This is a genomic window from Rhodanobacter sp. MP1X3 (genome assembly GCF_014207165.1).
Taxonomy (GTDB): Bacteria; Pseudomonadota; Gammaproteobacteria; order Xanthomonadales; family Rhodanobacteraceae; genus Rhodanobacter.
This window is the reverse complement of sequence record NZ_JACHCO010000001.1, coordinates 394193-415443: the sequence shown is the minus strand read 5'-3', so window position 1 is coordinate 415443 and position 21251 is coordinate 394193. Positions and strand designations below refer to the sequence as shown.

Annotated in this window: 22 protein-coding genes; all 22 read right to left on the bottom strand. The window is 61.6% G+C overall.

The window, feature by feature from the left end; all coding sequences use genetic code 11:
- Nucleotides 1–124 precede the first annotated feature (124 nt).
- The 22 genes from flhA to HDE79_RS01540 all read right to left on the bottom strand — a co-directional run bounded on the left by flhA (nt 125) and on the right by HDE79_RS01540 (nt 20946).
- Complete coding sequence (gene flhA / locus HDE79_RS01645; RefSeq protein WP_184600180.1) at nt 125–2215, bottom strand: flagellar biosynthesis protein FlhA; 2091 nt, start codon at nt 2213–2215, stop codon at nt 125–127.
- 27 nt (nt 2216–2242) lie between these two features.
- Nucleotides 2243–3382: a flagellar biosynthesis protein FlhB gene (gene flhB, locus HDE79_RS01640; RefSeq protein ID WP_184600179.1), complete on the bottom strand. Its 1140-nt coding sequence runs from the start codon at nt 3380–3382 to the stop codon at nt 2243–2245.
- A 10-nt stretch (nt 3383–3392) separates the two neighbouring features.
- Nucleotides 3393–4163: a flagellar biosynthetic protein FliR gene (gene fliR / locus HDE79_RS01635; RefSeq protein ID WP_184600178.1), complete on the bottom strand. Its 771-nt coding sequence runs from the start codon at nt 4161–4163 to the stop codon at nt 3393–3395.
- Nucleotides 4160–4429, bottom strand: a complete 270-nt coding sequence (gene fliQ, locus HDE79_RS01630; protein ID WP_184600177.1) for a flagellar biosynthesis protein FliQ — start codon at nt 4427–4429, stop codon at nt 4160–4162. The genes fliR and fliQ overlap by 4 nt, the downstream gene beginning before the upstream one ends.
- Nucleotides 4426–5220, bottom strand: a complete 795-nt coding sequence (fliP, locus tag HDE79_RS01625) for a flagellar type III secretion system pore protein FliP (protein ID WP_184600176.1) — start codon at nt 5218–5220, stop codon at nt 4426–4428. Before fliP ends, fliQ begins: the two co-directional genes overlap by 4 nt.
- On the bottom strand, nt 5220–5597 hold the full coding sequence (locus tag HDE79_RS01620) for a flagellar biosynthetic protein FliO (RefSeq protein ID WP_184600175.1): 378 nt from the start codon (nt 5595–5597) through the stop codon (nt 5220–5222). Before HDE79_RS01620 ends, fliP begins: the two co-directional genes overlap by 1 nt.
- Nucleotides 5594–5959 carry a flagellar motor switch protein FliN gene (fliN, locus tag HDE79_RS01615; RefSeq protein ID WP_184600174.1) on the bottom strand — a complete coding sequence of 122 codons (366 nt, stop codon included), beginning with the start codon at nt 5957–5959 and terminating at the stop codon, nt 5594–5596. The genes HDE79_RS01620 and fliN overlap by 4 nt, the downstream gene beginning before the upstream one ends.
- Nucleotides 5956–6975: a flagellar motor switch protein FliM gene (gene fliM / locus HDE79_RS01610; RefSeq protein WP_343205913.1), complete on the bottom strand. Its 1020-nt coding sequence runs from the start codon at nt 6973–6975 to the stop codon at nt 5956–5958. Before fliM ends, fliN begins: the two co-directional genes overlap by 4 nt.
- Nucleotides 6976–6982: 7 nt before the next feature.
- The gene (locus HDE79_RS01605; protein ID WP_184600172.1) at nt 6983–7495 is read right to left on the bottom strand and encodes a flagellar basal body-associated FliL family protein; all 513 of its coding nucleotides are present in this window, start codon (nt 7493–7495) and stop codon (nt 6983–6985) included.
- A 386-nt stretch (nt 7496–7881) separates the two neighbouring features.
- Nucleotides 7882–9195 carry a flagellar hook-length control protein FliK gene (locus HDE79_RS01600; RefSeq protein ID WP_184600171.1) on the bottom strand — a complete coding sequence of 438 codons (1314 nt, stop codon included), beginning with the start codon at nt 9193–9195 and terminating at the stop codon, nt 7882–7884.
- Between the two features lie 69 nt (nt 9196–9264).
- On the bottom strand, nt 9265–9696 hold the full coding sequence (fliJ, locus tag HDE79_RS01595) for a flagellar export protein FliJ (protein WP_184600170.1): 432 nt from the start codon (nt 9694–9696) through the stop codon (nt 9265–9267).
- Nucleotides 9693–11060, bottom strand: coding sequence for a flagellar protein export ATPase FliI (fliI, locus tag HDE79_RS01590; RefSeq protein ID WP_343205893.1), 1368 nt, complete (start codon nt 11058–11060; stop codon nt 9693–9695). The genes fliJ and fliI overlap by 4 nt, the downstream gene beginning before the upstream one ends.
- Complete coding sequence (locus HDE79_RS01585) at nt 11057–11698, bottom strand: FliH/SctL family protein (RefSeq protein ID WP_184600169.1); 642 nt, start codon at nt 11696–11698, stop codon at nt 11057–11059. Before HDE79_RS01585 ends, fliI begins: the two co-directional genes overlap by 4 nt.
- Nucleotides 11698–12687 carry a flagellar motor switch protein FliG gene (gene fliG, locus HDE79_RS01580; RefSeq protein WP_343205912.1) on the bottom strand — a complete coding sequence of 330 codons (990 nt, stop codon included), beginning with the start codon at nt 12685–12687 and terminating at the stop codon, nt 11698–11700. The genes HDE79_RS01585 and fliG overlap by 1 nt, the downstream gene beginning before the upstream one ends.
- A gap of 10 nt (nt 12688–12697) precedes the next feature.
- Complete coding sequence (gene fliF, locus HDE79_RS01575) at nt 12698–14371, bottom strand: flagellar basal-body MS-ring/collar protein FliF (protein WP_184600167.1); 1674 nt, start codon at nt 14369–14371, stop codon at nt 12698–12700.
- A 49-nt stretch (nt 14372–14420) separates the two neighbouring features.
- Nucleotides 14421–14765, bottom strand: a complete 345-nt coding sequence (fliE, locus tag HDE79_RS01570) for a flagellar hook-basal body complex protein FliE (protein ID WP_184600166.1) — start codon at nt 14763–14765, stop codon at nt 14421–14423.
- Between the two features lie 70 nt (nt 14766–14835).
- The gene (locus HDE79_RS01565) at nt 14836–16260 is read right to left on the bottom strand and encodes a sigma-54 dependent transcriptional regulator (RefSeq protein WP_184600165.1); all 1425 of its coding nucleotides are present in this window, start codon (nt 16258–16260) and stop codon (nt 14836–14838) included.
- A gap of 363 nt (nt 16261–16623) precedes the next feature.
- Entirely contained in the window at nt 16624–17175 is a 552-nt protein-coding gene (locus HDE79_RS01560; RefSeq protein WP_184600164.1) for a PilZ domain-containing protein, read from the bottom strand.
- A 118-nt stretch (nt 17176–17293) separates the two neighbouring features.
- Nucleotides 17294–17590: a hypothetical protein gene (locus tag HDE79_RS01555; RefSeq protein WP_184600163.1), complete on the bottom strand. Its 297-nt coding sequence runs from the start codon at nt 17588–17590 to the stop codon at nt 17294–17296.
- A complete protein-coding gene (gene fliS, locus HDE79_RS01550) occupies nt 17587–18018 on the bottom strand; it encodes a flagellar export chaperone FliS (RefSeq protein WP_184600162.1) in 432 nt (143 codons plus the stop codon). The genes HDE79_RS01555 and fliS overlap by 4 nt, the downstream gene beginning before the upstream one ends.
- A 14-nt stretch (nt 18019–18032) precedes the next feature.
- Nucleotides 18033–19505 (bottom strand): flagellar filament capping protein FliD, encoded by a 1473-nt coding sequence (fliD, locus tag HDE79_RS01545; RefSeq protein ID WP_184600161.1) that lies wholly within the window; start codon nt 19503–19505, stop codon nt 18033–18035.
- Between the two features lie 190 nt (nt 19506–19695).
- A complete protein-coding gene (locus HDE79_RS01540) occupies nt 19696–20946 on the bottom strand; it encodes a flagellin (RefSeq protein WP_184600160.1) in 1251 nt (416 codons plus the stop codon).
- Nucleotides 20947–21251 lie beyond the last annotated feature (305 nt).

Here is a 21251-nt window from a genome sequence, read left to right as displayed (position 1 = left end):
TGGCTCCGGCAGGGCAGGCCCGTCGTCGCGAAAGTGGCGACCTCCCATGGCCTGGCTGGTTCCGTCACCGTTGTTTTTTCAGGCTTCATCCCGCGCTCCGTTACCCAGCTTTCGACCACATCACTCATCGGCCCAGTGCCTGCACCAGCCTTACTCGGCGGTTGTCGGGCACCTCGTTGTAAGCAAGCACATGCAGGTTCTGCGCCACATGCCGAGTGAACCTTGCCAGCCATGGCCGCAACTGCGGTTGCACCAGCAATACGGCTGGTTCGCCACTCACCTCCTGCCGTTGAGCTGCCTCGGCCACGCTCTGTTGCAGGCGATCGGCCAGGCCCGGTTCCACGGCAGCACCAGCAGCACCACTGCTCGAGAGAGAGCTGAGCAAAATCTGTTCCAACTCCGGCGCCAGCGTCAGCACGGGAATTTCAGTACCTAAACCGGCGATTTCCTGGACGATCTGACGGCCCAGTGCCACCCGCACCGAGGCCGTCAACGTGCCGGGATCCTGACTCTGCCCCGCGTGCTCCGCCAAAGACTCGACGATGCTGCGCATATTGCGAATCGGCACCCGCTCGGCCAGCAGGTTCTGTAGCACCTTGACCACCACACCCAGCGCCAGACGCTTGGGCACGAGGTCTTCCACCAGCTTCGGTGCGCTCGCGGCCAGACGATCCAGCAGTTGCTGGACATCCTGGTGACTGAGCAGTTCGTGCGCATGGTTCTGCAACAGATGCGACAAATGGGTGGCGATCACCGTCGCCGGATCGACCACGGTATAGCCCAGGCTTTGCGCATGGTCGCGCTGACTGTTCTCGATCCACACCGCTTCCAGACCAAAGGCCGGATCGCGCGTGGTCACGCCTTGCAACGTGCCATGGACGCGACCGGGATTGATGGCCATGTAGCGCTCGGTATAGACCTCGGCCTCGCCCATCGGCACACCCATCAAGGTGATCCGGTAAGTATTGGGCCCCAGGTCCAGGTTGTCGCGAATGTGCACGGCGGACACCAGGAAGCCGAGTTCCTGCGACAGCTTGCGGCGCACCGATTTGATCCGCCCCATCAGCTCGCCACCCTGGTTCTTGTCGACCAGCGGGATCAGCCGGTAGCCGACTTCCAGGCCGACCGGATCAACGCTGGCGACATCCTCCCAGCCCAGTTCGAACCGTTCGGTCGGTGCCGGTGCCGGCAGCGCTTCGGCGGCAGCCTTGGCGACCTGCTCCTTCACTTCCGCATCGCGCCGTTTCATCAACCAGGCGGCGCCTCCGCACGCCGCCGCCAGCATCAGGAACGCAATGTTCGGCATGCCGGGAATCAGCCCCATCACCGCCAGTACCACGCCGGCAACCGCCAGTGCACGCGGCTGCGCGAACACCTGCCCGATCACCTGCTTGCCCATGTCCTGCGACTTGGAGACACGTGTGACGATCACCGCCGTGGCGATCGACAGCATCAACGAAGGCACCTGTGCCACCAGACCATCGCCGATGGTCAACAGCGTATACGTGCGTGCGGCTTCGCCGGCGGAAAGCCCGTGCTGCATGACGCCGACGAAAAAGCCGCCGACGATATTGATCAGCAAGATCAGGATGCCGGCCGTGGCATCGCCGCGAACGAATTTGGAGGCACCGTCCATCGAACCATAGAAGTCCGCCTCTTCGCGTACTTCCTGGCGGCGCTCACGTGCCTGGTCCTGCGTCAGCAGACCGGCGTTGAGATCGGCGTCGATCGCCATTTGCTTGCCGGGCATCGAATCCAGAGTGAAGCGCGCCGTCACTTCCGACACGCGCGTGGCACCCTTGGTGATCACCACGAAGTTGATGATGGTGAGGATCGCGAACACCACCAGGCCGACCGCGAAATTGCCGCCGATCACGAATTCGCCGAAAGCCTCGATCACCTTGCCGGCCGCACCGGGACCATCATGGCCGTGCAGCAATACCACGCGGGTGGACGCAATATTGAGCGCCAGCCGCAGCAGTGTCGCCATCAGCACGACCGTCGGGAACGCCGCGAACTCCAGTGGCCGCATCACGTAGACCACCGCCAGCAGAATCACCAGCGACAGCGCAATGTTGAAACTGAAGAGCATGTCCAGAATGAATGGCGGCAGCGGCAGCATCAGCATCGCCAGCATCGCCAGCATCACCACCGGTGCGCCGATGCCGCGGCGGGTCACCTGCTTGAATGTGTCAAATGCGCTAGTCGTGGCCATGCCATGTTGCCCTGGTGGTGTGCTTCATTACGGTTCGCGGTAATGGCCCTGCAGATCGGGATCGACCTCGGGTCGCGGTGGCGGCGGTGCGGGATCGCCGTGCTCGGTGGCCTGCCTCAACTGATAGACGTAAGCAAGAATCTGCGCGACCGCGACGTACAGCGCGGAAGGAATTTCCTGGCCTAGCTGGGTGGTTGCATACAAGGCCCGTGCCAGCGGCGGCGCTTCGACCAACGGGATGCGATGCGCCGATGCGACCAGACGAATCTGCTGAGCCAGCACGTCGACGCCCTTGGCGATCACGCGGGGCGCACGCATGCGGCTGTCGTCGTATTTCAGCGCCACTGCAAAGTGGGTCGGGTTTACCACGACGACATCCGCCTTGGGCAGCTCTTGCATCATGCGACGGCGCGAAAGCTGCTGTGCCACCTGACGAATGCGGTTCTTCAGTTCGGGGCTGCCGTCGGTATCCTTGTGTTCGTCGCGCAATTCCTGCTTGGTCATGCGGTGGCGACGGTTGTAATCGAAGCGCTGCCACAGCGCATCGATGCCACCGATAAAGCCCAGCACCAGGCCAAACATCAGTCCGGCCTGGCCCAGCAGCGTGAGCATTTCACCGATGCCCGCGCGCACGGAGCCGCTGCCCGTTGCCAATACCGCGGACTCGGCATGACGCAGAAGCAGCACCAGCGCGCCACCGATGAAGCCGAGTTTCAGCAATGACTTGCCCAACTCGACCAGACCATTCATTGAAAACAACCGGCCGACGCCGGCGATCGGATCGAGTCGATCGAATTTCGGTTGCAGCGCTTGCGCGCTGAAGCTCAAGCCACCGATCAGGATCGGCGCCGACAGCGTGCCAAGCACGGTCGCAATGAGCAGCGGGAGCAGCAGAGCCAGCGCTTCGTGTCCGGCCGCCGACAGCACGTGCAGCGGCAGCCGATCGGTGAACAACGCCTCACGCGGATAGCTCATGCCCAGCCTGTAGATCTGTCGCGCATGGCCGTACATTTGCTGCCCGTTGGTGAGCAGCGCGGTGACACCGGCAAGCACGATCATGGCGCCGGCGAGATCGCGCGAACGCGGTACCTCGCCTTTTTCACGTGCGTCCTGCAGGCGTTTTTCCGATGCCTGTTCGGTGCGGTCTTCGTTTTCCTGCTCGGCCATGCGTGCGCCCTCAACCGCCGAGCAACTGACGCATCAGCGTCCATGCCACGCCCTGCAGCGCCTCATACGCACTGGCCAGACCACGCATGGCCAGCCACAAGGCGATGAAGCCCATGCAGATGCTGATCGGAAAACCCACCGCGAAAAGATTCATTGACGGCGCGGAACGACTGATCGCCGCGAAACCGATATTCACCAGCAGCAAGGCGGTCATCGCCGGCAACGCCACACGAAATGCTCCAGCGAACATCTCGCCGCCGGCAGCAACCACCGCGAACAAGGCATTGTTGCTGAGGCCCGCCGCGCTCGGTGGCAACGTGCGAAAGCTGTCGGCGAGCAACGCGATAACCTGCAGATGGCCGTTCATCGCCAGGAACAGCAGGGTCACCAGCAGCAGGTAGAACTGTCCGAGCACGGGCACGCTGCCGCCGGAAGTTGGATTGACCAGCTCGGCAAACCCCAGACCCATGCTTTGACCGACCAGGATGCCGCCGTAGGACACCGCCTGAAACACCAGCTGCAGCACGAAGCCGACGCTGCCGCCGATCAGCATCTGGCTGGCCATGGCTGCCACACCGGTTGCGCTGAACATATCTCCTTGCGTCGGTGACAACGGCGCCAGCACGAACGTAAGCAGGACGACCATCGCTACGCGGATTCGCGTCGGTATTACCGTGGCACCGAAGATCGGCGCGACCAGACAAAATCCGCCAACCCGACCCAGCGCCCACAGCATGCCACCCAGCCAGCTCATCACGCTGGCCAGTTCCACGCTGCTCATTTGATCGCTCCGGGAAGGCCGACGATCAGCTCATGCGTGAATTGCACCAGCGTGCGCAGCATCCACGGGCCGGCAACCAGCCCGACGACGGCCATCGCCATCAGCTTCGGAATGAAGCTCAAGGTCATCTCGTTGATCTGCGTCGCGGCCTGGATGATGCCCACCAACAAACCCACCGCCAGCGCGGTAAGCAGCAACGGCGCGGCGATAAGCATCGCAACAAAGAGCGCGTGCTGGCCAAACTGCAGTACCCACTCCGGCGTCATGTGTAGAAGCTCCCAGCGAGAGTCCCGATCAGTAACGACCAACCATCGACCAGCACGAACAGCATGATTTTGAACGGCAGCGAGATGATCGCCGGCGAGACCATCGCCATGCCCATCGACATCAACACGCTGGCCACGACCAGATCGATGATCAGGAACGGAATGAACAGCAGGAAGCCCATCTGGAACGCAGTTTTCAGTTCGCTGGTAAGAAAGGCTGGCATTGCCACGCGAAACGGCACTTCATCCTTGCTGGCATAAGGCTGCTCTTTGGCCAGGTGCGTGAACAACTGCAGATCGGCGTCGCGGGTCTGGTCCAGCATGAAGTGCTTGAACGGCGCCGCCGCCGCAGGAATGGCCTGCTCGGCGCCCATCTGATGATCCATATAGGGCTTCACGCCGTCCTGATAGGCATGATTGATGACTGGCGACATCACGAACAACGTCAGGAACAGCGCCAGTCCCAGCAGCACCTGGTTCGGCGGCGTCGACTGCGTGGCCAATGCCTGGCGCAAAAAACTCAGCACAATGATGATGCGCGTGAACGAAGTCATCATCAGCAACACCGCCGGCAACATCGTCAACACGGTCATCAGCGCCAGCGTTTGCAGCGACAGGCTCCAGTTCTGCCCACTGCCGACATTCTGCACCGTCAATATGGGGATGCCAGCCGATTGCGTCGTGGCAATAGGCGCGATCGGCGCGATCGGGCTGGTCTGCGCTGCCGAAGCGCCCAGCGGAAACAGCGCCAACAGGAAACACAGCAGCACGCGCAGCACGCGACGATTCATCAGCTGCGCCTCCAGCGACCCAGCAGCTCACTGAAGCTCGGCGTCACTACCGGCTCGGCAGCAACCGTCGATGCGACACCGTCGTAGACATGCAGCGTCCGTACGCCGCCCGTACCTACGCCGATCAGTACACGCTTGCCATCGGCATCCAGCAGCAGCACCCGTTCGCGCGTGCCGACCGACAACGTTTCCAGGCAGCGCAGGCGTCGACCGCCGGTGAACTGGCGTGCCTGCAGTCGCCGACTCATCCAGCCGGCCACGAAAATAAGCACCACGATCCCGGCCAGACTCAGTACCACGCGCAACAACTCACCACCGACGTTGATGTCGGTCGTGCTCGACACTGCCATCGGCAACGCGGCAGACAACGTACTCATCGCAGCTTGCGCACGCGTTCGGATGGGCTGATCACATCGGTCAGGCGGATGCCGAACTTCTCGTTGATCACGACCACCTCGCCATGCGCCACCAGCGTACCGTTGACGAACACGTCCAGTGGCTCGCCGGCAGCGCGGTCAAGCTCCACCACCGAACCCTGATTGAGCTGCAGCAGGTTGCGGATGCTGATGCGGGTGCGGCCCACTTCCATCGCCAGCGTCACCGGTACGTCAAGAATCATGTCCAGGCTGACCTCGGTGCCTTCACCCGGCGTTTCGCTCAAGGCATCAAACTCCAGTCGTCCTTCGTTCGTGGGGGCGGCGCTGCCGGTCAGGGGCGAGCTATCGATGCTCTGGCTCATGGGACTTTCTCTTGGGAAAAATCGAGGAGTGCGCGCATTTCGCGGCGACGCACCTGGGATTTGAAATGCACGGCGTAACGGCCGTTGGATTGCCCATAACGACCACGGAACACCGGCACATCCTCGGCAAACACGGTCGTCAATTCAGGCAGATTGAGCGGAATGACATCGCCGACGCGAAGCCATAGAAACTCGCCGATACTCATCTGGGTTTCCAGCAGCAGCGAGCTGATCTCCACTTCGGCGTCCATCACTTCTTCGTGTAGACAGTTGATCCAGCGATCGTCGCGTTCGACACGATCGCTTTGCACGCCAGCGTCCAGCATCGTCCTGATCGGCTCCACCATCGAGTACGGCAGCGTGAGATGAATTTCGCCACCACCGCCATCGAGTTCGATGTGAAAGCGCGACACCACCACGGTCTCGGTGGGGCTGACAATATTGGCGAACTGCGGATTGATTTCGGAATTGAGAAACTCGAACTGCACCGGCATGACCGGCGCCCACGCTTCGATCATCGACGTGAAAACCTCCGCCAGCAGGATCTGGATGACGCGGTTTTCCGTCGGCGTGAAATCGCGGCCCTCGATGCGTGCATGATAGCGGCCGTCACCGCCGAAGAAATTGTCGATCACGGTGAACACCAGCCGCGGCTCCATCAACACCAGCCCGGTACCGCGCAACGGCTTGAGCCTGATCAGGTTGAGATTGCTCGGCACCGCAAGCCCGTGTACGTACTCGTTGAACTTGAGCATCCGCACGCCAAGCACCGACACTTCGCAGGTCTTGCGCAGCACACCGAACAGTGCGGTGCGGAAGAAACGTGCGAAACGATCGTTGATCATTTCCAGCGTGGGCAGTCGACCGCGCACGATACGGTCCTGCTGGGTGAAATCGTATTCGACTATCGTGCCCGGCTCGGGCGGTACGTCGCTTTCGGTTTCCACCTGGCCATCGTCGACGCCGTTGAGCAGCGCATCGATCTCTTCCTGCGAAAGTAGGTCGCTCATCGCTATGGTTTCCTCACTGCATCACGAAGCTGGTGAAGTACAGCGCGTCGACGCCGGGTTTGCCGAGCTTGTCGGCGACAATCTTGCGCACCGCCGTCAGCGCTTCGGCCTGCAGCTTCTGTTTGCCGGCGGTCGTGCTGAGCTGATCGAACGTCTGGCTGCTGAACAGCATCACCAGCGCATTGCGGATGACCGGATCGTTGTCCTTGATCGTCTGGATCGCTGCGGCATCGCGCGACATCACGGTGACACCGACCTGCAGGTAGCGCGTGGCATCGTTGTTGTCCTGAAAATTCACCACAAACGATGGATCCAGCGGCAAATAGACGTCCACCGCCTTGACTGCCGGCGCGGCAACGGCACCGCCCTCGGCGTTGGCCTGGGTCGAGCGAGAATGGAAAAACCAGAAACCGCCCGCGCCAAGCGCAACCACCAACACGCCACCCACGATCAGCATCGTGCGCTTGCCGCCTTTCTTGGCGACGACAGCGGGCGATTCAACTTCAATACTTTCAGCGTTAGCCATGAACAAACTCAACCTCTATGAATGACCCGACGCCATCGCTTCGACGAAACACCTACGAGCGAATCAACTGGAATGAAGAAGCCCGAACGGGCTTCAATGAAAACTATTTAGCAAACGTCATGCCATCGATACGAATCGCGCTGTGAAGCGATCTGCCGGATAGGTGGAATCACGGGCAACGTTTTATTGACGCGTGTCGACAAGCAGACGCGACAACGGCGCAGTGATTCCGTCAGAGCGGGCAATGGCGAAAAACGCCCGTAGAAAGCTGACTCATGCAGCACGGTTCGCGCGCTGACGAAAACCAGGATTCATCGATGCCGTTTCGTCAAACACGCAGCATTCGGCCTTCGCCGGAATGAAGGACAAAAGAAACTCGCGATGACTCAGGCGAAGGCGTCGACCAGGCCTGTGGCCAATGGCTGTGATGATGTAGCGACGTCGGCATCGATCGACTCGGCTTCGTTCGTCTTGGCGGAGGCCGGGGATGTTTGTCCCTGCGAACTGCCGAACTGTTGCTGTGCAGTCTGCTGACCGACCGTGGCCTGACCCAGCGACAAGCCATGCCCGCCGAGCATCTGGTTGAGCTGGTCCAGGCTTTGCTGCACAGCCGCGACCGCCGCCGGATGCTGCGCCGAGAAAACCACATCGACACGGCCGTGCTCGACACTCACTTTCACGTCGAGCGGACCGAGTTCCTGTGGATTCAGACGGATCTGCGCCTGCTTGATGTCCTGCCCACCCAGCCATGTGACCTGCTGACCGAGCTCCTGCGAAAAACTGGGTGAAGTAACGCTCGCATTGATGTTCAGGCTGTGCGGTGTCACGTTGCTGGTCGCAGGTGCGCCGAGAACCGGCGTGGCAAGCGCGCCACGCAAGCTGGCCAGATCGCCCGTATCCAGGGTCTGGCCAGCGGTTGTTGTTGCAGGAGCCGCGGCGATCAATGCGTTGTGACCGCTGCCGAGGAGATTGCTGACGGACGTCTGTGCCGTCGTATCGACGCTTTGCGCAAGCACGCTGCCAACGGCGGCGTTGTCATCGCTCGCGTCATCAGCGTCGTCCGCATCCGCGTCGGCCGTGGCCGAAAACGCGCCGGCCGGTTTACCCAGCGTCTGACCCGATGCCATGGTGCCCGTGGTGGTGGTCGCCAGCAGTACGCCGGATGCCGCCGTGCTGCTGGCGCCTTGCGTCGCGGCTTGATTATTTGAGGGCGGAAGCGGAACGGGAGCGCCGATCACGGCCGTCGGTACGGCGCCTTGCTGCCCTGGCTTGATGTCAGCGTCCTGGGGCGGTGTCTTGCCTGCAAGCGCCTTGCCATCGGTAGACGCTGTGGTCGCCGCGTTTGCATCGCCCGACGATTGATCGATCAGGCCAAGCACCTGCGTGGCTGCCGAGGTCGAGCCATCGGCGACATCGGTGTCGTCCGGAGCGCAGGCACTGGACAAGGTACCCGTTTGCGCATGAGTTGCATCGCTGTTGGTGCCTGACGTCGTACTGGAGACGGCCGCTTTGCTTGTGGATGGCGTGTCCGTGGACGAACGGCTGTTCGATGCTTGCGACTGCTGCTGCGCGTCATGCAGGTGTGCGTTGAATGCCGTGCTATCGGCACGCTGACCGACCGGATCGGCCGACGGGCGCGACGTGGTCGAACTCGCCGGGCTGGCGGTGCGAAGAGCGGGTAACGGAAGGGTGCTGCTCATGCATGGACACTCGTGCTAAACGGATTCCCGATGACCGCAGCAAAAACCGAGCCAGACCAGGGCCTCGACTCAGGCCGAGCCGACGGGGCGTCGGCGGTGTTGCATGCGCTCGTCGATTTCGGCCTGTTCCTGACGCTGCTCGCTCTGCTGCTCCTGTGTGCGATAGCGCCCAACCACGCTATCCAGCGCCTTTTCACGCGCGTGCGCCTGCAACCATTGCAGGCGTGTTGTCTCGGTCAGTCGCCGCTGACGTTCCACTTCACGGCCTTGCTGGACGATCGCCTGATCAATGCGCTCGACGAATTGTTGACGGTTCAGCAACGCACTGACTGTCAGACCGCCGACGCCGAGGCCGTATTCCTCACGATAGCGTTCCAGCTCATCCAGCTGCTGCTGCACATAGGCCAACCGTTGCTGCTGTTCGACAAGGCGCTGCAACGCCTCCTGCTCGCGGCGTTCGGCCTGATCCACCGCTGGTTGCAATCGCTCCGAACGCGTCATGCCATGACCTCAGACACGAGTTCACCCAGACGTTCCTGCGCCTCGCGCAGCGACACCGGCTCGTCGACTTCCTGCTGGAGAAACGTGAGCATCCTTGGCCACATCGCGATAGCCTGATCCACTTGGGGATCGGCGCCTTTCTGGTAAGCACCCACAGCGATCAGATCGCGCTGCTGACGATAGGCCGAATACACCTGGCGGAAACGCTGCGCAGCACGCATCTGGTCCTTGTCGATCACCGCCGGCATCACGCGGCTGATCGACGCTTCAATATCGATGGAGGGATAGTGACCCGCCTCGGCCAAATCGCGCGACAGCACGATATGACCGTCGAGAATGGCGCGTGCGGCATCGGCGATCGGATCGTGGCGGTGATCATCGCCTTCGGTCAGCACGGTGTAGAAGGCCGTGATCGAACCGCGCCCCTCGGCATCGTTGCCGGCACGCTCGACCAATGCCGGCATCAGCGCAAATACCGAGGGTGGATAGCCCTTGGTTGCTGGCGGTTCGCCGATCGCCAGCGCGATCTCGCGTTGTGCCTGCGCATAACGAGTCAACGAATCCATCAACAGCAGCACGCGCTGGCCGCGATCGCGGAACCACTCCGCGATCGCCGTGGCGTACTGCGCACCACGCAATCGTTTGAGCGGCGGCGCATCGGCCGGAGCGGCAACGATCACGGCGCGTGCGCGACCTTCGTGGCCCAGCGTCTGTTCGACGAATTCCTTTACTTCACGACCGCGTTCGCCGATCAAGCCGACCACGACCACGTCGGCATCGGTATAGCGCGTCATCATGCCAAGCAAGGTCGATTTACCGACACCCGAGCCAGCGAACAGGCCCAGACGTTGGCCACGCCCGACGGTAAGCAAGGCGTTGATCGCGCATACGCCGGTATCCAGCGGTGTGTCGATCGGCTTGCGCGACATCGGATTGATGGGAGCGCGCTTGAGCGCCGCATGCTCATCGACATCGAGCGGGCCCAAGCCATCCAGCGGCACGCCATCGGCACCAATCACACGGCCCAGCAACGCCTCGCCTACCGGCAAGCCTCCAGCGCGTGAGCACGGACGCACACGCGCATTCGGCAGCACGCCGTGCATTTCCGTCGCCGGCATCAACAGCAAGCGCTCGTCAGTGAAACCCACCACCTCAGTATCCAGCACTGTGCCGTCAGCGGTGTCGACCAGGCAACGCGAACCCAACGCGGCTTCGCATCCTTCGGCTTCCAGCGTCAGCCCGACCACGCGGCGCAGACGACCCTCCACCGTAAGCATCGGCACTGCCACGGCACGCTGTGCACGTTTCGCCAGCTGCTGCTGCCAGCGTCGCCGACGCGCTTCGGGCGATGGCTCCACGCTCACGCAACCACCTCGTCGATACCGTCGTCGACATCATTGCCAAGCACGGCATCGATCACCGTGGCCAGGCGTGTATCCACGCGGGCGTCGAGCCGCGAGCGTTCGCTTTCCAGCATGCAGTCGCCACGACTCAGCGTCGGTTTGGCACCGAGCCGCCATTGCGGTTCGGTCGCACCGAGTTCGCGCAGCAGAATCAGATCATCAGGATGAACCCACACACGCAATTCACGCGTGGCCGATGGCAGCGCGGCGGCGGCCTCGCGCACGGCCAGCTCGATCAGCGACGGATCGAGCTGCAACTCGCGACCCACCACACGGCGTGCCATCACCGTGGCAAGCCGTGCAAGCTCCTGTTCGGTGATGTCATCCAGCGCATCGAGAGGCCGCGCCGCGGCGGAACAGAGGGCCTCGAGACGAGCCAGTTGCTCATCCATCTGATGTTTGGCCACCGCGCGCCCTTCGGCAAGCCCGGCGGCAAACCCTTCTTCACGCGCCAGACGTTCGATTTCCTCCAGCTCGAATACCGTCGGCCCCGGTGGCGGCGGCGCGGGCTCAGTGAGTAAGGGCAGAACAGCACCGATCTGCGGCAGCTCCCAGCGCTCGAAAGCGACAAGCTTGTCGCGGCTGAGTACGCCGGCCATCAGACGAACTCATCGCCGTTGGCAGCGAGACTGATCTGACCGGCGTCGGCGAGTTTGCGTGCGATGGTCAGCACTTCCTTCTGCGCCGCGTCGACTTCGCTGAGTTTGACGGGTCCCTTGACTTCAAGGTCGTCGCGCAGCATGTCGGCCGCACGCTTGGACATGTTGCCGAAAATCTTTTCGCGCACCGCTGGCTCGGCGCCTTTCAGGGCGGTGATCAGGCGTGCCGAGGGTACTTCACGCAACAGCGCCTGCATGCTGCGATCGTCGAGATCGGCGAGATCCTCGAAGACGAACATCAACTCTTCGATGCGTCCGCCGAGACCGGCATCCTGGCCGCGGATGGCGGTCATCAGTTCGGCTTCGCGGCTCGTTTCCATCGCGTTGAGGATGTCGGCTGCCGCCTTGAGGCCGCCCACGCTGGCCGACTTCAGTTTGCTGGAGGTGCCTGAAAACTGGCGCTCCATGATTTCGTCGAGCTCATTGAGCGCATGGGGCTGGACACCATCGAGATTGGCGATGCGCATCACCGCGTCGCTGCGTACGCGAGGCGGCAGATAACCAATCACTTCGGCGGCCTGGTCCGGTTCCAGATGGGCCAGCACCAGCGCGATGATCTGCGGATGCTCCATGCCGATCATCTCGGCGATGGCCCGGCTTTCCATCCATTTCAGCGACTCCAGGCCCTTGGTCGAACGGCCCAGCAGGATGCGGTCGATCAAACTGCCGGCCTTGGTTTCACCGAGGGCGCTGACCAGCATCTTGCGGATGTATTCCTCGGTGCCTACGCCCAGCGACGTCTGTCGACCGATGTCATCGTTGAGTCGGCCGAGTACGTTCTCGACCTGCTCACGCGACACGTTCGTCAGCGTGGCCATCGCGGTACCCACGGCCTGCACGTCACGCGCACTGAGATGCTTGAGCACCTCCGCAGCGTCCTGCTCACCCAGCGTGAGCAGCAGGATGGCGGCGCGCTGGGCGCCACCGATGTCCATCGGCTCAACTGCCATCGTCGCCTACCCAGTTCATGACTACTTGCGCCACCTGCTTCGGATTTTCCTGGACCAACTTGCGGGCCTGGCCGATCTTCTGTTCGTAGGCCATCGACTGAATCTGCGGCGAGCCGATGCGCATGGGGTCGGGACGTTCGTCGAGGCGATCGTCATCGCTGATGCGCACGGACACCGATGGCATCGGCCCGGGCAACGCAGCGAGCGGTTCGGGCGCGCGCATCAGGCCCTTGAGCAGCGGGCGCAGCAGACCGAAGGCAATCAGCAGCGCGATCAGGATGCCCACGCCCTGCTTGATCAGATCCATCATCCCCGGGTGCTGCCAGAACGGCTGGACGAAGGGCGCGGCATCCACCGGCGTCTCGGTGAAGGCTTGATTGATCACGCTGACCGTATCGCCGCGCTGCGCATCGAAACCCACCGCGTTCTTGGCCAGATCGGTGAGGTGCTGCAGATCCTGCGTACCGAACGGCACGCTCTTGCCCTTGCCGTCGATCGCCGCCTTGTTGTCGACCACCACGGCGACGGAGAGGCGTACCAGCCGACCGGCCGGGTCGCTGACGTGGCTGATGGTGCGACCCAACTCGTAATTGCGCGTCGAACTCGACGAGGTTTGGCTAGGCGTGGATGTCTGCGCCGTGGCTGCCTTGGCATTCGCAACATTGGGCTTGGCCGCGGTCGGCTGCGGCGTGCTGTTTGGCGGCTGATTGCTCAACGCACCAGCGATCGCACCACCCACGTCATCGCGCTTCTGCTCGCTGCTGGTCTGCTCACTGCGCACCGCCGGATTGGCGTTGTCGTAGCTTTCGGTAGCCTTTTCGGTCTGGCTGAAATCCAGATCGGCATGCACTTGCGCACGGACCCGACCCACGCCGACCAACGGCGTGAGCAGCTCTTCGATACGCTGCGCATAACTGTTCTCCATGCGCGTGGCGAGGCGCAGGCGCATATCGCCCACTGCGCCGGGGCTGTCAGGATCGGCCACCGTAAGCAACGCACCTTGCTGATCGACTACGGATACCTGCGCCGGATCCAGGTCGGGCACGCTGGCCGAAACCAGGTGCACGATCGCGCCGACCTGACTGCTGTCGAGCTGGCGTCCGGGGTAAAGCGTCAAGAGCACCGACGCGCTGGCCGGACGATTATCACGAATGAACGCCGACGTTTTCGGCAACGCAAGGTGGACACGCGCCGCACGCACGAACTGGAGCCCGGCGATGGTGCTGCCAAGGTCGGTTTCCAGCATCTGCTGATAGCGTGTGGTTTCGGCCAGATCGCTCATGCCGAAGGGTGAATCGCTTTGCGGCAACATGCCGCCCGCGGTACTGCCCTGCGGCAGCCCCTGCCCGGCCAGCCGCAGTCGGGTGTCGGCAAGTGTTTCTGCCGGCACGGAAATGGAGGCGCCGTCGGCGCCCAACTTGTACGGGGTATTGCTGGCCTGCAAGGCCTGCGTGATGCTTGAAGCATCTTTGGGATCGAGCCCGGCATACAGCAGCGCGTAGTTGGGGCCGCGTGACCACAGCACGATCGCCACGCCGAATGCCACTGCGGCGGCGACGCCGAACAGCAGCATGAGAAGCCGGGTCGCCGGATTGCGCAGGAGGCTTTTCAGCGGATCCAGGCGCGAACCGTTACCTGACGGTGTGATGGCGTTTTCGGCCATGAATACTCTAATCGTGATGACGCCGAGGGCGTCGGGTGGTGATCCGGAATCAGACCGGCATGTTCATGATGTTGGTGTAGGCATCGGTGAGCTTGTTGCGCACCTGCACCAGCGCGCGGAAAGAGAGATCTGCCTTCTGTCCAGCGATGACGGTGCTACCGATATCGGATCCGGCATCACCTCGCTCGAACGCATTGACCTGGGTCTGCGCTGTCGACTGACTGTCCGCAACGGCTGCCACTGATTGCTTGAGCAGCGATCCGAAATCGATTCCGGTTGCGCTGCCGGCTGCATTGCCTGCGACTCCAATCGGGGTTTCGGACACCATCGATGCAGCTTGCGTGCCGAGCTGCCGCATTTGCGAGAGAACGCTGTTGACGTCAATTTGGCTCATGTCGGTTTTCCAACGCTGGACAGTGATTGAAGAGATGTAAGCACAAGCCATGCCACGCAACCGACACTACTCACTGTGCAGCTACACCCGCCTGCAGACCGTATTTGCGCAACTTCTCGACCAGCGTCGTGCGCTGCATCCGCAGCAATTTGGCCGCGTGCGCCACCACACCGTCGGTGATATCCAGTGCCTGGCGAATCAGCCCCACTTCGATGTCCGCCAGATGGTCTTTGAGATCCACACCGCCTTCAGGCAGCAACATGTCGGTATCCGACGTGATGCCTGCGCTGGCCAATGCAGACTGCGGCGGTCCGTCCATCCACGCCAGCACTCCGCCACCTACTTCGTCGGCGGATTGAGCGCCGCGATATTTTTCCGGCAGATCGCAGGCACGCACTTCGCTTTGCGGATAGAGAATCGCCAGCCGTTCGACCAGGTTGGAAAGCTCTCGCACATTGCCGGGCCACCGATATTGGCGTAGCGCCTGCATTGCGCTGTTGCTGAAACGCACGCCACCCAGGCCACGCCGTGACAGGCGCTGGTTGAACTCGGTGATCAGCTTGAAAAGGTCTTCCAGATGCTGATGCAACGCCGGCATTTCCAGCGGAAATACGCTCAGCCGGTAATACAGATCTTCGCGGAATCGGCCTTCAACGATGGCCCGTTCCAGATTGCGATGGGTGGCAGCGATGATGCGCACGTTACTACGCAGAGTGCGGGTGCCACCGACGCGCTCATACACGCGCTCCTGCAAAACGCGCAGCAGCTTGACCTGCATGGGCAGGCTCATGTCACCGATCTCGTCCAGGAACAGCGTGCCGCCCTCGGCCAGCTCGAAACGCCCCTTGCGCGCACTGATCGCGCCGGTGAAGGAACCTTTCTCGTGGCCGAACAATTCACTCTCGAGTAGCTCGGCGGGGATCGCGCCGCAATTGACGGCAATAAACGGCTTGTCGCGACGCGGCGAACAGTCGTGAATGCTGCGCGCGACCATTTCCTTGCCCGTACCGGATTCACCCAGCACCAATACATTCGAGTCGAACGGCGCAACCTGGCGGATCAGTGCATTGACCTTGCCCATGGCCACCGAATCACCCACCAGACGCTGGGTCACCGGAATCGATGCCAGCTGGCGCGTGTGCAAACTGCGAATGGCCTCCGACAGGCGCTCATAGCGCAGCGGAAATTCCAGCAACTCCATGCGACCGGCAAAGCCGGAACTGGGAGCCGCCAGGAATGCGGCATGCGGCGAATCAGCACAAACCAGTAACAGCAGCCGATCGTTCTGCTCTTGCAGCAACGTCAGTGCCTGACGGTCTTCGTCTTCGTCGACGAAGCTGCCCAGATAGACCACGCGCCAGTCATCCGATGCCAAATCAGTGTCCTGAGACGCATCCCACCGCTGCGAGTGATAACCCAGAAATTGCAATGCCGAAACAATGCTGCTGGCTCGCGCGTCGTCGCGCTCCATCACAAGAAAATTGCCTTTATGCATGATGCTAAAGTCCATCTCCAATACCGCCGAACGAACACGGGACGATCCCAGACCGTGTTGCCCCTTCTGTGTCAGCGATCCATCGCGACACCTGCGATAGGTTTCAGCAAGAAGGGTGCCAAAAAATTTACGGCAGCAGCATCCACGCGCGGGGCGTGGAGCGTGACTCGATAAATATGTCGCAAGAAGTTGCACGAAAAGTGCGCGTAGACGTCTAATTTAGATCGATATTTATGAAAGTAAAAACAGGTCAGAAATGACTGCCCAAGACGCCGGATGAAAACGGTTACGTCAAAATTTTTTCGCGCAGACGCCCTAATAAGTGATGACCGTCACGTTTTTAAAGTCGAGGCATCCACGTCTTCATAATGCCGTCGCGCGGGCCTCTGCCACTTTTCGTCGGTGGTGACGAAAAACGAAACGTTCCAACCCATCTTCGACCATTTCGCTCGATTCAATAAAAGCGATATAGACCGACCCATCGTCGAATCGGTGCTCGAGACGCCCCGGCAGTTCGAGCGGCAGGGCACGGCAGGCGTCGAAATGCAGACGTACTAATAGCTGTTCGGTCGCTGGCAACAAATCCTGGGGAACAACGACACCGAGCGCGTTGAAACGGATGACGTGCTGGCCCGGCAACTGCGTTATCGGGATCAGTAGCCGATTGACCACTTCCATCAGCACATTGATCTTGCTGTCCATGCGCAGCAATTCCTGCATCAGCGGATTATCATCCTCGCCGCTGTTCTCGGCCCGTCGCTCATCCAGCGACGCCAGTGCCCGCAGAACGTGCAGATTCCGCTCGTTGTATCCGGCCAATGCCTCCGGTGCGTTGTCCAGCGGCTCCACGGCCATGTGCAAACTGCCTTCGTAGGCCATTCGCTGAGAGAATTCCTGCCATTTTTTGTCGTGCATCTGCCCGCTCCTGACGCTGTCAATGGACCGATCCTGCGACTCGATCGATAGGTCCATTCATATAGCGCATCATCCCGGCGTACGCGCGTTCAATGGACTTCCCCAGCCCGACCGGCTTTCAACCGGATGAGGCGATATATACGCTCAAGGCGCGATTGTTGTATTTATGCCGGCCCAATTCCCGCTGCACCGACTCACGGGCAGCGGCAGCACGCTCAAGCAGACGTTCGTTGTGCTGGTGCAGCGTCGTCAGCAGCTCGCTGCTGCGACGATCCGAAAGGGTTGGCTGCATCCATGGCTGCCGCTCGGCATCCAGTTCGATAACCTGCTGCCACTCTCCCTCATCCGCAGCCGCCAGCATTTGCAAGGTGATGACCAGCGCACGTTGCAGCCCTGCGTCGGAGGCATCGCTCATCGCACCACCACTGGGGACGATGCCTGTTGCGCGAGAAAGCCCTCGCGAATGCCATGCCACGCATCGCGAACGGGCGCGATCAGGCGCTGACACTCATCCAGCGCCGTCAGCTCATCGTTGAGCTGTGCGTAGAGCAGGCGACGGGTCACATAGTCGTACAGACCATCGAGCCGCTGCGTCAGTTTCGGTTCCACGGTGTGGTCAAGGCTTTCCCGCAACTCGGTGAGGATGGCGATGGCCTTGGAGAAACTCTGGCCCTTGGCTGGGACATCCTGATGCAGGATGTGGCCGCGAGCCTGATTGATCCGGTCGACCAGGCCATCGAGCAGCATGCCGATCAGTTGGTGCCGATCGGCACCCTCGACACTCCCCTGTGCGCTGGTCTGGCGATACAGGGAGCCTGCACTTCGCATCATGGCGTAACTCATGGCGCTTCCTTGTATTAGCTCTTGCTGCTGCTGTCGTTGAGGGCAGCCAGAGACTGGGTCAGATAAGAGCTCGTGTTATTGAGTGAGGAGATCAATGTACCCAGTGCGGTGTATTGCTGTGCCAGTTGCTGCTGGTAGACCGACATGCGTTGATTGAGCGCGGTCGTCTCGGTCTGCAGGCTGGTGAGATTAGCGTTGAGGCTGGTGATTCGCGTCTGCAGGATCCCGTCGCTGCTGGTGTAGTTGTTGACGGTATTGTTGAGCTGCGTGGCCAGGCCATTGGTCCCGGAAAAAAGTCCCTGTACCGCCGAGGGGTTGCTGCTCAACGCTGTCGCCAGCGTGCTTGCATCGAGCGACATGGTGCCGTCGGCATTGCGGGTAATGCCGAGATTGGCCAGCGTGCCTATGCTGTTGCCGCTGACCGAGCTACTGATCAGCGAGGAAACCTGGCGCTGGATCGATGCCAGTGTTGTATCGCCCAGCAACACACCCGCCGTTCCCGAAGTCGGGTCGTAGCTGCTGAGTGTCCCGATCATGCTCGCGTAACTGTTATACGCCGTCACGAAATCATTGACCGCGCTGCTGATGGGCGATGTGTCCTGCGCCACCGTCAGCGTGGATGTGCCGGTGGCGGCAAGATTGAGGGTCACGCCGGTCAATGCACCGGAGACCTGATTGCTGGCGCTGGTGACCGCAATACCGTCGATCGTGAGAGAAGCGTCGCTGGCCTCGCTGCTGCCGGCAGTATTGAGCGATGTCGCCAGCGAACTGACGCCGCTGCTGCTATCGCTGCTGGCACTGATGCTGAAAGCGTTGGCGACACCCGTCTTGGTCGACGTGAGCACCAATTGGGAGCCGCTCGTACCGACCACCACCGTTGCAGAAACCCCGGGGTTGTTCGCCGCATTATTGATCGACGTCGCGATGCTCGATAGCGTATCGGTCGATGAAACCGGGACCGCGATCGTATTGCTGCCGACACTGATATTCAGCGTGCCCGTGCCCACGGTTGCGGTGCTGCTGAATGTGCCGCTCAAGCGTTTCTGTGCGGTAGCCAGCGAACTGACATTGATGTCATACGTACCCGGCGTCGCGTTGGGCAAGGTCGTTGCCGTGCCCACGGCCGTATTGCTTAGCGTGGCGTTGTACGTCGCGTAAGTCGTACTGGATGTCAATTCCGACAGTGCCGACTGCAGCGCGCTAAGCGCCGTGCCGAGGCCGGTCAGGCCGGCTATCTGATTCTGGTCTTGTGCGGTTTGCGCCGCAATCTGGGCCTGCGGACCGGCCTGTTTGGCATTCACCAGCGCACTGATGATCGAGGTGACATCGAGCCCCGAACCGAGACCCAGCGAGCTGAGCAACCCGGTACCACTGATGGATGTCGTACCCGAACTGGTGGTTCCCGACGTCGAGGTCGATGTACCTGACGTAGAACTGGTCGTCGTCAAGGCACTGGTCGTCGAACTGGTGCTGGAGATGGTGCTCATGAAAGGCCTCGCAAAGTCGAACTTCGAAACACCGCGGTGCCGCCGCGATCCACCGAGCCGCCGGCAAAATCTTCGCCATGTGCGAAGGCTTTATCTGCCACTCGAGTGGGATTTCTGACGGCCAACCACGCCGCCAGAAGGTCTAAGCAAAAACCCGGCCATGGCTCGAAGCCATGGCCGGTCAAGCGTATTACTGCAACAGCTTCAGCACGTTCTGCGGCTGCGAGTTGGCCGTGGCCAGCACCGAGATACCGGCCTGCTGCAGCACTTGGGCCTTGCTCAGGTTGGCGGTTTCCTGGGCGAAGTCCGCGTCCTGAATCGAGCTTTGCGAGGACTGCAGGTTGGTCGACTGCGCACTCAGCGTGGCGATGGTCGACTGGAAGCGGTTCTGGATCGCACCCAGCGTGCTGTTGAAGTTGCTGACCGTGGTCAGTGCCGCATCCACTCGATTGATCAACTGGTTGGCATCGTCCACCGTGAGTACGTCGCCGCCCGTCAGCGAACCCGAGGCACTCAGCGCAGCACCATCGGTGTAAGCCGCACCTGTCGCCGACAGACCCGTCGCCGCCGTACCCAGACCTGAAGCACCGTAGCCTGTCGCAGCGGTGGTGAAGGTGGTGAAGCCGGCCGCTGCGGAGTTGGCAGAGGCACCGGTGACGGCTGCGCCGTTGACTGCCAGTTCGCCGCTGGAATAGATGTTGATACCACCACTGGCATTGACCGCTGCGCTGACACCGTTGATGCCGGCAGCGTTGATGGCATCCGCCACGTCCTGCGCGCTGTGTGCCTGGACGTCGCCGGTAAAGGTGACGGCCGTACCGTCCGCACCCGTGATGGACAGGCCGCTCAGGCTCAGCGCGGCACCAGTGGCGCCACTGGCATCGACGAAAGCGCCGCTCAGGTTACCGGTGGATACTTCGGAAATCTGACCCACCTGGCTGGTGGTCACGCCCTGGCCCAGGTTCACATTGATGGTCTGGCCCACGTTGGCGCCGATCTGGAAGGACAGGCTACCGGCCTGACCGTTCAGGACGTTGGTGCCGTTGAAGCTGGTCTGGTTGGCGATACGGGTGATTTCCGACAGGCGTTGTTGCACTTCGGTATTGATCGCCGCGCGGTCGGACGCCTGATACGTACCGTTGGCAGCCTGCACCGCAAGGTCGCGGATGGCCTGCAGGTTGGAGGTGACCTGGTCCAGCGCCGAACCGGCGGTCTGCGCGAGATTGATCGCGTCGCTGGCGTTGGTGCTGGCCGTGGACAAACCGCCGATCTGGGTCTGGAAGCGGGTGGCGATCGCGAAGCCGGCGGCGTTGTCGGCGGCACTGTTGATCTGCAAGCCGGAGGAAAGACGCTCGGTCGCCTGCGCCAGCGCGCTCTGCGACTTAGTGAGGTTGTTCTGCGCATTCAGCGAAGAGATGTTGGTGTTGATAACCAGTGACATGGGTGTCTCCTTGGGAACCGAAAGCCGGTTTGTCGAGTTGGACGCATTCCGGCGGGGTTTCCGACAAACGGAGTACCAACCGCCTCGAGAAGTTTTTCGGCCTGCGGTGGAAATACTTGAGGATTCGCAGACGTCTTTTTGCAAAGTCGCTAGCACGTCACGAAACGGGAGGCAACGGATCGACGCGATCGAAGCCAAAACGCTTGGCACCAAGTTTGCTGTCATCCGGGTAAATCAAGGGTGTGGGCGTTCGGTGACGGAATTCCGTCGCGACAACCGCCCTTTCATGACGGCAAAGGAAAAAC